At 64.4% G+C, this 12643-nt stretch carries 14 protein-coding genes; all 14 read left to right on the forward strand.

Features of this window, described 5'->3' with window-relative positions:
• Positions 1-3 precede the first annotated feature (3 nt).
• The 14 genes from trpS (at position 4) to DY468_RS06915 (ending at position 12460) form a co-directional block, all read left to right on the forward strand.
• On the forward strand, positions 4-1053 hold the full coding sequence (gene trpS / locus DY468_RS06850; protein ID WP_164603622.1) for a tryptophan--tRNA ligase: 1050 nt from the start codon (positions 4-6) through the stop codon (positions 1051-1053).
• Positions 1054-1288: 235 nt separating this feature from the next.
• Positions 1289-1783 carry a universal stress protein gene (locus DY468_RS06855; protein WP_164603624.1) on the forward strand — a complete coding sequence of 165 codons (495 nt, stop codon included), beginning with the start codon at positions 1289-1291 and terminating at the stop codon, positions 1781-1783.
• Between the two features lie 145 nt (positions 1784-1928).
• The gene (locus DY468_RS06860; RefSeq protein ID WP_164603626.1) at positions 1929-2495 is read left to right on the forward strand and encodes a NifU family protein; all 567 of its coding nucleotides are present in this window, start codon (positions 1929-1931) and stop codon (positions 2493-2495) included.
• Positions 2496-2628: 133 nt separating this feature from the next.
• Positions 2629-3324 (forward strand): tRNA (adenosine(37)-N6)-threonylcarbamoyltransferase complex dimerization subunit type 1 TsaB, encoded by a 696-nt coding sequence (gene tsaB / locus DY468_RS06865; protein ID WP_164603627.1) that lies wholly within the window; start codon positions 2629-2631, stop codon positions 3322-3324.
• Between the two features lie 22 nt (positions 3325-3346).
• Entirely contained in the window at positions 3347-3832 is a 486-nt protein-coding gene (gene rimI / locus DY468_RS06870) for a ribosomal protein S18-alanine N-acetyltransferase (RefSeq protein ID WP_164603630.1), read from the forward strand.
• 62 nt (positions 3833-3894) lie between these two features.
• On the forward strand, positions 3895-4326 hold the full coding sequence (locus DY468_RS06875; protein WP_164603632.1) for a Fur family transcriptional regulator: 432 nt from the start codon (positions 3895-3897) through the stop codon (positions 4324-4326).
• Positions 4327-4411: 85 nt separating this feature from the next.
• On the forward strand, positions 4412-5071 hold the full coding sequence (locus DY468_RS06880; protein WP_164603633.1) for an HAD family hydrolase: 660 nt from the start codon (positions 4412-4414) through the stop codon (positions 5069-5071).
• 120 nt (positions 5072-5191) lie between these two features.
• Positions 5192-6583, forward strand: a complete 1392-nt coding sequence (gene miaB, locus DY468_RS06885) for a tRNA (N6-isopentenyl adenosine(37)-C2)-methylthiotransferase MiaB (protein WP_164603635.1) — start codon at positions 5192-5194, stop codon at positions 6581-6583.
• Between the two features lie 6 nt (positions 6584-6589).
• Positions 6590-7648 (forward strand): PhoH family protein, encoded by a 1059-nt coding sequence (locus DY468_RS06890; RefSeq protein WP_164603637.1) that lies wholly within the window; start codon positions 6590-6592, stop codon positions 7646-7648.
• 68 nt (positions 7649-7716) lie between these two features.
• The gene (ybeY, locus tag DY468_RS06895; protein WP_164603639.1) at positions 7717-8220 is read left to right on the forward strand and encodes an rRNA maturation RNase YbeY; all 504 of its coding nucleotides are present in this window, start codon (positions 7717-7719) and stop codon (positions 8218-8220) included.
• A 1-nt stretch (position 8221) separates the two neighbouring features.
• A complete protein-coding gene (locus tag DY468_RS06900) occupies positions 8222-9343 on the forward strand; it encodes a hemolysin family protein (protein ID WP_164603641.1) in 1122 nt (373 codons plus the stop codon).
• Positions 9340-10947 (forward strand): apolipoprotein N-acyltransferase, encoded by a 1608-nt coding sequence (lnt, locus tag DY468_RS06905; RefSeq protein WP_164603643.1) that lies wholly within the window; start codon positions 9340-9342, stop codon positions 10945-10947. The genes DY468_RS06900 and lnt overlap by 4 nt, the downstream gene beginning before the upstream one ends.
• A gap of 200 nt (positions 10948-11147) precedes the next feature.
• A complete protein-coding gene (locus DY468_RS06910; protein WP_011156011.1) occupies positions 11148-11567 on the forward strand; it encodes a helix-turn-helix domain-containing protein in 420 nt (139 codons plus the stop codon).
• A 212-nt stretch (positions 11568-11779) separates the two neighbouring features.
• Positions 11780-12460, forward strand: a complete 681-nt coding sequence (locus tag DY468_RS06915; RefSeq protein WP_205512105.1) for a tRNA (guanine(46)-N(7))-methyltransferase TrmB — start codon at positions 11780-11782, stop codon at positions 12458-12460.
• Positions 12461-12643: the final 183 nt, after the last annotated feature.

Consider the following 12643-nt stretch of genomic DNA (forward strand, 5'->3'; position numbering starts at 1 on the left):
ATCATGACCATTCAGCGGGTATTCTCCGGCATCCAGCCGACCGGCAATCTGCATCTCGGCAATTACCTCGGCGCGATCGTGAATTTCGTGAAGATGCAAGAGACGCACAATTGCATCTATTGCGTCGTCGATTTGCACGCGATCACGGTCCCGGTGACGGTGTGGGGCGGGCCGGACGAGCTGCGCAAGAACATCCGCGAAGTGACGGCGGCGTTCATCGCGGCCGGCATCGACCCGAAGAAGCAGATCATCTTCAACCAGAGCCAGGTGGCGGAACACTCCGAACTGGCCTGGGTGCTGAACTGCATCGCGCGGCTCGGCTGGCTGAACCGCATGACCCAGTTCAAGGAGAAGGCCGGCAAGGATCGCGAGAACGTCTCGGTCGGGCTGTACGACTATCCGGTGCTGATGGCGGCCGACATTCTGGTGTATCGCGCCACCCATGTTCCGGTCGGCGAGGATCAGAAGCAGCATGTCGAGCTGACCCGCGACATCGCCCAGAAGTTCAATAACGACTTCTCCGATTCGATCGCCAAGCAGGGCTTCAACGACGGTTACTTCCCGCTGCCCGAGCCGGTGATCACGGGGCCCGCGACCCGCGTGATGAGCCTGCGCGACGGCACCAAGAAGATGTCGAAGTCGGACCCGTCCGATTACTCGCGCATCAACCTGACCGACGATGCCGACGCGATCGCGCAAAAGATCAAGAAGGCCAAGACCGATCCGGAGCCGCTGCCGAGCGAAGAAAAGGGCCTGGAGACTCGCCCTGAAGCCGACAATCTGGTCGGCATCTACGCGGCGCTCTCCGGCAAGCCGAAAGCCGACGTGCTGACCGAGTTTGGCGGCGCGCAGTTCTCCTCGTTCAAGTCGAGCCTGGTCGATCTCGCCGTCGCCAAGCTGTCGCCGATCTCCGGCGAAATGAAGCGGCTTTCTGCCGACCACGCTTATGTCGACTCGGTGCTGGCCGACGGCAGCGACCGCGCCCGTGCGATCGCGGCCGAAACCATGGTGGCCGTGAAGGACATCATGGGCATGGTGCGCAAGAAGGGCTGAGGCTTCGCACGCTCCCGTCATGGCCGGGTCGAGCCGGCCATCCATCTTCTTCAAAGGACTCTTGCAAGATTGGATGGATGCGCGGGCCTTCGCCGCGCCGAAGGGCTTCGGCCCCGCAGGCGGGTCAAGCCCGCGCATGACGGCTTTGTCTGTGGCGGCACCTTGTCCTTCCCGCTGTCGCCATGGCAGCATCGCCTCGTTGCGCGGGCGCGCGCTTGGGAACTCCGGGGACACCATGAGCAGCCAGCGACGGAGCTATGAATCCGGCCACAAGCCGAAATGTCTGGTGATCGTCGACGACACCGCCGAATGGGATCGTGCGGTGTATTACGGCAGCCGCTGGGCGGTGCGGGTCGGCGGCAGCGTCGTGATGCTGCGGGTAATCGAGATTCCCGACAAGAACCAGCAATGGCTCGGGGTCGCCGAGGTGATGCGTGCCGAAGCGATCGAAACCGCCGAGCTCGCGCTCGATCGCGCCTCGGGCCGCGCCAACGGCGTCGCCGGGATCACGCCGGAGCGGGTGATCCGCGAGGGCGACACCATCGCGCAGGTGCGCAAGGTGATCGAACAGGACGTCGACATCGTCATGCTGGTGCTGGCGGCGGACGACGGACCAGATGGTCCCGGCCCCATCGTCACCTCGATGGTGCGCCATCTCGGCACTTTCCCCGTGCCGGTGATGATCGTCGCATCGAGCCTGACCGACGACGACATCGACGCACTGGCCTGACGCCTCGATCTTCGAAAATGTGAGCCTGATCAGGCACTTTCTGCAACCTCGGGGAGAGCCCGCGGGTTGACCGTGCTTTCCCGAGCGCTATTTGCTAGGAGAGACCCACGCACCGGCCTTGAACCGGCGACGACGGAGACATTCGATGTTCATTCAGACCGAACCGACCCCCAATCCGGCCACGTTGAAGTTCATTCCCGGCCGGAGCGTGCTCGACAGCGGAACGCTGGAATTCACCGATGCGACCCAGGCGGCGCGTTCGCCGCTCGCGGCGCGGCTGTTCGACATCGACGGCGTCAGCGGCGTGTTCTACGGCACCGACTTCGTGACCGTCACCAAGGACAAGGGCGAGTGGCAACACCTCAAGCCCGCGATCCTCGGCGCCATCATGGAGCACTTCATGTCGGGCGCACCGATCCTGGCCGACGGCCAGTCGGACGGTGAGGATGGCGACGACGACGAGTTCTACGCCGATGATGATGCCGAGACGGTGGAGATCATCAAGGATCTGATCGAAACGCGGGTTCGTCCGGCCGTCGCCAACGATGGCGGCGACATCACCTTCCGCGGCTTCAAGGACGGCATCGTCTATCTCAATATGCGCGGCGCCTGCGCCGGCTGCCCGTCTTCGACCGCGACCTTGCAGCACGGCATCCAGAATCTGCTCAAGCACTTCGTGCCCGAAGTGGTCGAGGTTCGCCCAGTGACCTGACCGGCGACTGCTGCAGCAACAGGCAAGCACGCCAAACAGGCATGGTGCAGCGCGCCATGCCTCACCTCCTAATAATTGTCGATCGATCCGGCAGGACATGACGCAACTGTCGCATTGCTGATATGTTAGCCGGATGCTGATCCTCGCCATCGACACCGCTCTCGACGCCTGCGCAGCCGCGGTGCTGGACACCGAAGCCAATCGTCTGCTCGCCGGCGAATCGCAGGCGATGAAGCGCGGCCATGCCGAGGCGCTGATGCCGCTGCTCGGACGGGTGATGGACGCGTCAGGAATCGGCTTCCTCGATATCGACCGCATCGCAGTGACCACCGGACCTGGTAGTTTCACGGGGCTCAGGGTCGGCCTGTCGGCCGCGCGCGGCATTGCGCTCGCCGCTGCCAAGCCGGTCGTCGGACTGACGACGCTGTCGGCTTTCGCGGCGCCGCTGGTGAGCGAAACCGACGACACCCCGATCCTGTCGGTGATCGATGCCCGTCACGACCACGTCTATTATCAACTCGTTGCCGGCAACGGCACGATGATCCTGACGCCGCGCGTGGCGCCGATCGCCGAAGCGCTGGAAGCCGCGCGTTACGGCGCGCCGCGTCTGGTCGGCAATGCGGCGGAGCTCCTGGCAGATCGGTGGCCGGCGCTGACCCCGCCGCCGTTCGCGGTCGATCAGCGCCCCGCTCCCGATATCGGCTGGCTCGCCTGGCTCGGCGCCGCCGCAACGCCGGAATCCGCACCCGCCAAGCCGTTCTATCTGCGTCCGCCCGACGCCACCCCCAAGATTGATCCGATCGCTCAATCGGCGCAGCCCGCCGCATGACGCGCCGCGAAGTGAGCCATCGATGATGACTTGGCTGGCTGAGTTCTGGGGTTACGCCGATGCAGTGGTCGAGACGGCGACGCTGCGCGACGCGCCGAAGCTTGCCGAGCTGCACTCCGCGTCGTTTCACCGCGGCTGGGACGAGCAAGAATTCGCCGACCTTTTGAGCGAGCGCAATACGCTGGTGCACCGCCTGCGGGTCGGGCGGCGCATCATCGGCTTCGTCGCCTCACGAATCGGTGCCGACGAAGCAGAGATCCTGTCGATCGCCATCGCCGCGTCATATCGCGGTCGCGGTCTGTCGCGCGAAATGCTGCTCACTCACCTCGGCCACCTGGCCGGCCGCGGCGTCGCCACGGTGTTTCTCGAGGTGGAGGAGAACAATCAGCCGGCGCGGCGACTCTACGATCGTACCGGCTTTCAGGTGGTCGGACGCCGCGAGCGCTATTACCGGCAGCCCAACGGCGAGCAATTGAACGCATTGATAATGCGTCGCGACTTGTCCTGACCGCTGCGCGGTGGCAGAACACTCCGTAAGATAATCATTCACCATCAGATGCGTTGACGCCGATGTCCGAACCCAAGGCAACCGAAATCGAAGCGCGCTGTGCCGCCACCGGCATGCGCATGACGGAGCAGCGCCGCGTCATCGCACGCGTCCTCGCGGAGTCGCAGGATCATCCCGACGTCGAGGAACTCTACACCCGCTGCGTCGCGATCGACGACAAGATCTCGATCTCCACGGTGTACCGAACGGTGAAGCTGTTCGAGGATGCCGGCATCATCGAACGTCACGATTTTCGTGAAGGACGTGCGCGCTACGAACAGATGCGCGACAGCCATCACGACCATCTGATCAACCTGCGCGACGGCAAGGTGATCGAGTTCACCAACGAAGAAATCGAGAAGCTGCAGGCCGAGATCGCGCGCAAACTCGGCTACAAGCTGGTCGATCACCGGCTCGAACTGTATTGCGTACCGCTCGAAGACGACAAATCCTGAGCCCCGCAACGCATTTCCCGAGGTGCCGATCCGCCGCGAGCTGCGCAGCTCGCGGCGTTGTTAGTTTAGATTGCAGGTCTCGCGCGTGACTTTCGACCTCGTCATCTTCGACTGCGACGGCGTGCTGGTCGACAGCGAGGTGATTTCCTGCCGGGTCCACGCCGAGACGCTGACGCGCTACGGCTATCCGATCACCACCGAACAGGTCGCGGCCCGGTTTCTCGGCCGTTCGGGACGCGAGGCGCGCCGCGAGATCGAGGCCGAGATCGGCCGCCGCTTCGCCGACGATCTCGAAGCGCATCTGCTCGACGAACTGCTGCGTGCCTTCACACAGACGCTGCAGCCGATCCCCTATGTGACCGCGGCGCTCGACGCTCTGACATTGCCGTTCTGCGTCGCATCGAGCGGCACCTTGGATCGGATTCGGGTGGCACTGACCCAGGCGGGCCTGCATGCCCGGTTCGCGCCGCATCTGTTCTCGGCGGAGCAGGTGGCGCACGGCAAGCCGGCGCCGGATCTGTTTCTGTACGCAGCAGCACAAATGAGAGCCGCCCCGGAGCGCTGTGTGGTGGTCGAGGACAGCGTGCCGGGCGTATTGGGCGCGAAAGTAGCCGGAATGACCGTGCTGGGCTTCAGCGGCGGCAGCCATTGCACCGCCGCCACGGCCGCGGCGCTGGTCTCCGCAGGAGCCGATCGCAGCTTTGCCGATATGCGCCAACTTACTAAAATCATTGAGGAAATTTAACCACCCTGGACGCCGGTGACGGCAAATCGGCGTTCGCGGCTGGATTTCGCCCGGTTTCGGCTATAAGTGACGGCAACGCGCTGGAAAACGCGCGTTTTTTGTTCCGGGCCCCCACACGCAATGTCTCCGCCGCGCAAGCTGCACATCAAGTCATACGGCTGTCAGATGAATGTCTACGATGCACAGCGCATGGTGGACGCATTGGCACCGGAAGGCTTCGTCGAGACCGCGAACGTGGATGACGCCGATCTGGTGATCCTCAACACCTGCCACATCCGCGAGAAGGCATCCGAAAAGGTCTATTCCGAACTCGGCCGGCTGCGGGTCGCGCGCGACGAGGCCGCCAGCCATGGCCGGCGGATGCAGATCGCGGTCGCAGGATGCGTGGCGCAGGCCGAAGGCGAGGAAATCATCCGCCGCGCACCGGTGGTCGATGTCGTGGTCGGACCGCAGAGCTATCACAACCTGCCGCAACTGCTGGCGCGGGCGGACCGCGACGGCCGCGCGCTGGAAACCGAGTTCCCGATCGACGACAAATTCGGCGTGCTGCCGCAGCCGGCGCCGGATGCGATCCGCGCCCGCGGGATCTCCGCCTTCGTGACCGTGCAGGAAGGCTGCGACAAGTTCTGCACCTTCTGCGTCGTGCCCTATACCCGCGGCGCCGAGATGTCGCGCCCGGTGGCGGCGATCATCGAGGACGTCAGGCGGCTTGCCGACCACGGGGTCCGCGAGGTCACGCTGATCGGACAGAACGTCAATGCCTATCACGGCGACGGACCGGACGGCCGCGTCTGGCCGCTCGGCCGCCTCATGCGGCGCCTCGCCGAGATCCCCGGCATCGTTCGGCTGCGCTATTCGACCAGCCACCCCAACGACGTCGACGACGATCTGCTCGCGGCGCATCGCGACCTGCCGGCGGTGATGCCGTTCGTCCATTTGCCGGTGCAATCGGGCTCGGACCGGATCCTGGCGGCGATGAACCGCAAGCATACCGCCGACGATTATCGCCGGGTGATCGACGGGTTCCGAAGCGCCGCGGACGGAATCGCGTTCTCGTCGGACTTCATCGTCGGTTTCCCGGGTGAAACCGAACGCGATTTTTCCGCGACTCTCGCGCTTGTCGCACAAATCGGCTACGCTGGGGCGTATTCGTTCAAATACTCCCCGCGGCCCGGCACGCCCGCGGCGGACATGCCGGAGATGGTGCCTGCAGCGGTCATGGACGAGCGGTTGGAGCAGCTCCAGCAATTGATCGACCAGCAGCAATCGGCCTTCAACAAGGCTGCGATCGGCCGAACCGTCGAGGTTCTGTTCGAGCGCGCCGGCCGCAAGCAGGGCCAGATCGTCGGCCGCACCGCTTATCTGCAGCCGGCCCATGTGATGGCGCCGGACAGCATCATCGGACAGGTACTCCCCGTCCGCGTCGACAGCCTCGAACGCTACAGCCTGCTCGGCGAACTCGTATCGGCAACTGCCCGGCCGGCCGATGCGATGGCCCCCACTGGAGCCTGAGCCCCCTTGGTCAAAAGCGCACCGGAATCGTCTTCGTTCGTTTCCCGCCGCAAACCAGATCGCGACAGTTTGAACCCGCCCGAAACCCAGGTCGTCATCGATTTCGACGACAACCGCGCCGCCTCCTCCCTGGTCGGCCCCTACGGTCAGAACCTCGCTCAGATCGAGCGCAGGCTCAACGTGGTGGTGGACTCACGCGGCAACAACATCACCATCGGCGGCTCGCGGGAGGGCTGCGACGCGGCCAGGCGCGTGCTCGAAACGCTCTATGCGCAGGCGATGTCGGGGCACGATCTGGTCCAGGGCGACGTCGAAGGCGCAATCCGCGCCGTGATCGCGCAAGGTTCGTTGTTCGAGTTCGACACCAAGCAGCCGTCCGCGGCCGCGTTCGAAGCGATCAATCTGCGCAAGCGGCCGGTCCGCGCGCGCACTGCGGCGCAGGATTCCTACATCCGTGCACTGAAGCGGCACGAGCTGGTGTTCGGCGTCGGCCCGGCCGGCACCGGCAAGACCTGGCTGGCGGTGGCGCATGCGGCGCAACTGTTCGAGCGCAAGGAAGTCGATCGTATCATCCTGTCGCGGCCGGCGGTCGAAGCCGGCGAACGGCTCGGCTTCCTGCCCGGCGACCTGCGCGAAAAGGTCGACCCTTATTTGCGGCCGATCTACGACGCGCTGTACGACCTGATGGATGCGCGGATCGTCGAACGCGCGCTGCAATCCGGCGAGATCGAGATCGCGCCGCTGGCGTTCATGCGCGGTCGCACGCTGACCAACGCGGCGATTATTCTCGACGAAGCGCAGAACACCACGTCGATGCAGATGAAAATGTTTCTCACGCGCCTCGGTGAGAACAGCCGGATGATTATCACCGGCGACCCCAGTCAGGTCGATCTGCCGAACGGCCAAACCTCAGGCCTGTCCGAAGCGGTGCGGCTACTGTCCGGCGTCGAGGGGATCGCACAGGTGCAGTTCAGAGCCGAGGACGTGATCCGCCACGAATTAGTGGCGCGGATCGTCGCCGCCTATGAAGGATCGCCGCCGTCCCCGGCGAATGGTAAGTCGTAATGTCGCAGCCGCGCCCTGAGTACCGACCCGATTGCGGCGGGACGCTTTCGGATATTAGCTTTGCACCAATGACCCATTCCAATCACCCTGTTACCGAAGTCGTCATCGAAGCCGATTGCTGGCAGGCCGAAGCCGCCGCCGAAGCGATCGTGCTACGCGCCATCGAGATGGCCGCCGAAGTCATCGATGCAGACACCGGCGCCGCCGAACTGGCAGTGATGCTCACCGACGACGATCACATCCAGAAGCTCAACGCCTCGTTCCGCGGCAAGGACAAGCCGACCAACGTGCTGTCGTTTCCGGCCGCACAGCCGGACGTGCAGGGCGATGGTGCGCCGCGCATGCTCGGCGACATCGCGATCGCGTATCAGACCGTCCGCCGTGAGGCCGACGACGAGGACAAACCGTTCGATCACCACCTCAGTCACCTCGCCGTGCATGGTTTTCTGCACCTCGTCGGCTACGATCACGAAACCGACCAGGAAGCCGACGAGATGGAAGATGCCGAACGCCTTATTCTTGCCCGGCTCGGAATTCCCGATCCCTATGCCGGCCAGGATCGGGTGAACTGACATGCCCGACGGCGACAGAGCTCTCACGACGTCGCAGGCTGCGCAGGAGGAGCCTCCGCCCGGCCAGTTACCGGCGGTGGTTCATCAAGGCGAAGTCCTGCAGCCGAACGGCGGCAATTGGCTGATCCGCGCGATCCGTTCGCTGTTCGGTTGGAAACCCGGCTCGGTCCGCGACGATCTGCAGGTGGTGCTCGACACCAGCTCGCCGGACGACGCCGGCTTCTCGACGCTCGAGCGCACGATGCTGCGCAACATCCTCGGGCTGCACGATCGCCGGATCGCCGACGTCATGGTCCACCGCGCCGACATCGTGGCGATCAAGCAGGACATTCAGCTCGGTGAACTGCTCAGCCTGTTTCAGGACGCGGCGCATTCCCGGCTCGTGGTCTACAACGAAACGCTCGACGATCCGGTCGGGATCGTTCACATCCGCGACCTCGTGGCGTTCATGACCGCCAAGGCCAAGGTGCCGCCGGCGACCGTCGCCAAGCGCAAGAAGGCTTTGCCCGCCGGGCTCGACCTGCGCGCCATCGACCTGAAGATGCCGCTGACCGAAACCGGCATCATCCGCAAGCTGCTGTACGTGCCGCCGTCGATGCGTGCGATCGACCTGCTGGCGCAGATGCAGGCGGCCCGCATCCATCTGGCGCTGGTGGTCGACGAATACGGCGGAACCGACGGACTGGTGTCGATCGAAGACATCGTCGAACAGATCGTCGGCGAAATCGACGACGAACACGACTCGACCGAGCCGCCCTCGATCGTGCGTCAACCCGATGGCTCGTTCATCGCTGATGCCCGAGCCAGTCTGGAAGACGTCCGCGCCATGATCGGCGATCAGTTCGTCACCGGCGAAGCGGGCGAAGACGTCGAAACGCTCGGCGGTTACCTCGTCAATCACGTCGGCCGGCTGCCGGTGCGCGGCGAAGTGATCGCCGGCCCCGACAATTTCGAGTTCGAAGTACTGGACGCCGATCCCCGACGGGTGAAGCGGCTCCGGATCGGCCCGCGCAAGGAACGACCGGCCGCGCGTGCGCGCGACGGCCGGCGCCGCGAAGCCTCGACCGACGGCACCACCCCCGCCTCGCTTCCTCCGACCGGCGACGGGACCGGTTCGCCGTGACGCAGCGTGGTGTGCTGAGCCGGATCGCCTCGGGCATCATCCTGGCGTGGGGTTGGAAGCGTGCCTTGATCGCGTTTCTCGCCGGCGCAGCGTCCTCGCTGGCGATGGCCCCATTCAATGCGTGGCCGGTTCTCTTCATCACCTTCCCGGTCGTGGTCTGGCTGATCGACGGCTCTGCGGCCGGCAAGCGGCGCGGCGTGCCGGCTGCCGCAATGGCCGGCTGGTGGTTCGGCTTCGGTTACTTCGTCCCCGGGCTGTATTGGATCGGCTACGCGTTCTTAGTCGACGCCGACACCTTCGCGTGGCTGCTGCCGTTCGCGATCTGCGGACTGCCGGCCTATCTGGCACTTTTCACTGCGCTCGGTTTCGCGCTCGCACGACTGCTGTGGCGGCCCGACAGCCTGCGCATCCTGTCGCTCGCCGTCGGCTTGACGATCAGCGAGTGGCTACGGGGGCATCTGCTCACAGGCTTCCCCTGGAACGCATTCGGCTACGCGCTGACCGAACCGCTGGCGCTGGCGCAGAGCATCTCGCTGATCGGGATCTGGGGCCTGACACTGCTGACCGTGGCGATCTCCGCCTCGCCTGCCGTGCTGATCGACGATGGCTCTGCAAAGCGCCGCTGGACGGCGCCGGCCATCGCGCTCGGCGTGCTGGCCGCAATGGCCGTGTATGGCGGCATCCGGCTCGACCTGTCGCCGACCCGGCTCGTCGACAATGTCCGGCTGCGGATCATGCAGCCCGACCTGCCGCAGGACGCGCGCTTCAATTATTCCGCCAAAGCCGAGGTGATGCAGAAATATCTGTCGTTGTCGGACCGTTCGACAGGACCGAAATCGACAGGCGTGCGCGACGTGTCGCTGCTGATCTGGCCGGAGTCGGCGTTTCCGTTCTTTCTGTCGCGGGAACCGGACGCGATGGCGCAGATCGCCGATCTGCTGCCGAAGGGCACCGTGCTGCTGACCGGCGCGGTCCGCCCACCCGAGTTACCGCCGGGGCGCAGGATTACCCGCGCGTACAATTCGATCTACGCGATCGATCACGACGGCAGCATCTTGTCAGTCTACGACAAGCTGCATCTGGTCCCATTCGGCGAGTTTCTGCCGTACCAGAATCTGATGGAGCGGATCGGCTTCGTCCAACTCACCAAGGTGCAGGGCGGATTTTTATCCGGTGTCACGCGTCATAACCTCGAGCTGCCCAACGCTCCTCCGGCGCTGCCGCTGATCTGTTACGAAGCGATCTTTCCCGACGAGATCAAGATCGACGGCGCCCGTCCGGGCTGGATCCTGAATCTCACAAACGACGGCTGGTTCGGGATTTCCAGCGGCCCGTACCAGCATCTGCAGCAGGCGCGGATGCGCGCGATCGAGCAGGGCCTGCCACTCGTTCGCGCAGCGAACACAGGCGTTTCTGCGGTGATCGATCCGGTCGGGCGGATCGTCGCCAAGCTCGGACTCGGCGTCGAAGGGGTGCTGGATTCCGGGCTGCCGGCCCCGGTGTCACCGACCGTCTATGCGCGGGTCGGCGAACTTCCTGCGGCCGTACTGGTTGCGTTAGTGATGATGCTTGTACTATTACGAAAGCGCCCGTCGGGTTCGTGATAATACGCGCTCGATGACGCAACCAGAGATTAAGTTCGAGGAAATTCGCACTTGTGTAGCCCGCGAGTTTTGCTCGGCGTAAATTAACGCCGAATCCCCATCGGATTCCAAAGACATTTGACGACTCCAATATTTGAGGCGTATTCCAACCCGCATACGCTAACTGTTGGCGTGTGCACTGTGCCTGAGGAGTAAGTGAGATGTCGACTAAAGCGCCCAATCCTGTTGACAAATACGTCGGCAGCCGTGTGCGCATGCGACGCATCATGCTGGGCATGAGTCAGGAAAAGCTCGGCGAAGCGCTGGGTCTGACGTTTCAGCAAGTGCAGAAATACGAGAAGGGGACCAACCGCGTCGGCGCCAGCCGTATTCAGCAGATCGCTGAAGTCCTGCAGGTCCCGGTGTCCTTCTTGTTCGAAGGCGGCCCGAGCGGCGGCCTCGCCAACGGCAACGGCTTCAGTGAGGCGCCGTCGCCTTCATACGTATCGGACTTCCTCGCGACTTCCGAAGGTCTGGCGCTCACCCGCGCATTCACCAAGATCACCGATGCCAAGCTTCGTCGCAGCATCGTCGATCTCGTTGAACGGATCGCCGCGCGCGAAGCGGACGAGACGAACTGATCGATCGACCTGCAGTAGCGCCGGCCTCCGCTTTGAGATAAGCGGGGCCGGTTTTTCGTTGTCGGTCGAACGACGGCGGCCCTTCATTCGGGCGGCCATCGAAGAAGTGCGAGTGCGGCTGCCTGATGTTCAATATTGATCACCCAAACTCGGCGCCCGATACTGACGATCACCCCGGCGATCACATCGACGATCACGACGGCGACATCGTCATGCACGGCCAAGGATCTTTCTTCGGCCGCCGCAAGGGCCACAAGCTGCGCGCCCATCAGGCCGACCTGATCGAGAATCTGCTGCCGCATCTGTCGCTGCGGATCGATGAACCCGCGCCCGAGCCGCTCACCGCTCTGTTCGAGCCGCCGGTCGAGCATGTCCGCCTCGAGATCGGATTCGGCGGCGGCGAGCATCTGATCGCCGAAGCCCTTGCCCATCCGGATACGGGGTTCATCGGCGCCGAGCCTTATGTCAACGGCATGGCCAAGATCCTGGCGCGGATCGAGGCCGACAACATCCGCAACATCCGCCTGTTCGCCGGCGACGCCTCCGAGCTGCTGGCCTGGGTGCCGGCCGGCTCGCTGGCACGGGTCGATCTGATCCATCCGGACCCGTGGCCGAAGCGGCGTCACTGGAAGCGCCGCTTCGTACAGGACGCCACCGTCACGGCGATGGCGCGAGCGCTGGTGCCGCACGGCGAATTCCGCTTCGTCAGCGACATCGACGGCTACAACGCCTGGACGCTGGCGCATCTGCTGCGCGCGCCGAATTTCGACTGGCTCGCCGAGCGTGCCGACGATTGGCGCAAGCCGTGGCCGAACTACACGATGACGCGCTATGGCCGCAAAGCCGAGCGCGAAGGCCGGCGCGCCAACTATCTGCGCTTTGAACGTCTCTAGAGCAGTTCTATCTTTCATAGAGTCAGAGCTGATCCACGCCGCCTGCCACACGCACAACCTCATGGTGAGGAGGCGCGTAGCGCCGTCTCGAACCATGTGACGCAGGGAATGCGTTGCCCCATCCTTCGAGACGCCCGGCTTCGCCAGGCTCCTCAGGATGAGGACTCAGTGCCTTCGGAAAGG

Origin of the sequence: Rhodopseudomonas sp. BR0M22 (genome assembly GCF_010907035.1) — a bacterium.
Lineage (GTDB): Bacteria > Pseudomonadota > Alphaproteobacteria > Rhizobiales > Xanthobacteraceae > Rhodopseudomonas.

Coding starts and splice junctions, on each gene's coding strand:
- trpS (WP_164603622.1), top strand. CDS start 4: ATGACCATTCAGCGGGTATTCTCCGGCATCCAGCCGACCGGCAATCTG.
- DY468_RS06855 (WP_164603624.1), top strand. CDS start 1,289: ATGAGCAGCCAGCGACGGAGCTATGAATCCGGCCACAAGCCGAAATGT.
- DY468_RS06860 (WP_164603626.1), top strand. CDS start 1,929: ATGTTCATTCAGACCGAACCGACCCCCAATCCGGCCACGTTGAAGTTC.
- tsaB (WP_164603627.1), top strand. CDS start 2,629: ATGCTGATCCTCGCCATCGACACCGCTCTCGACGCCTGCGCAGCCGCG.
- rimI (WP_164603630.1), top strand. CDS start 3,347: ATGATGACTTGGCTGGCTGAGTTCTGGGGTTACGCCGATGCAGTGGTC.
- DY468_RS06875 (WP_164603632.1), top strand. CDS start 3,895: ATGTCCGAACCCAAGGCAACCGAAATCGAAGCGCGCTGTGCCGCCACC.
- miaB (WP_164603635.1), top strand. CDS start 5,192: ATGTCTCCGCCGCGCAAGCTGCACATCAAGTCATACGGCTGTCAGATG.
- ybeY (WP_164603639.1), top strand. CDS start 7,717: ATGACCCATTCCAATCACCCTGTTACCGAAGTCGTCATCGAAGCCGAT.
- DY468_RS06900 (WP_164603641.1), top strand. CDS start 8,222: ATGCCCGACGGCGACAGAGCTCTCACGACGTCGCAGGCTGCGCAGGAG.
- DY468_RS06910 (WP_011156011.1), top strand. CDS start 11,148: ATGTCGACTAAAGCGCCCAATCCTGTTGACAAATACGTCGGCAGCCGT.
- DY468_RS06915 (WP_205512105.1), top strand. CDS start 11,780: ATGCACGGCCAAGGATCTTTCTTCGGCCGCCGCAAGGGCCACAAGCTG.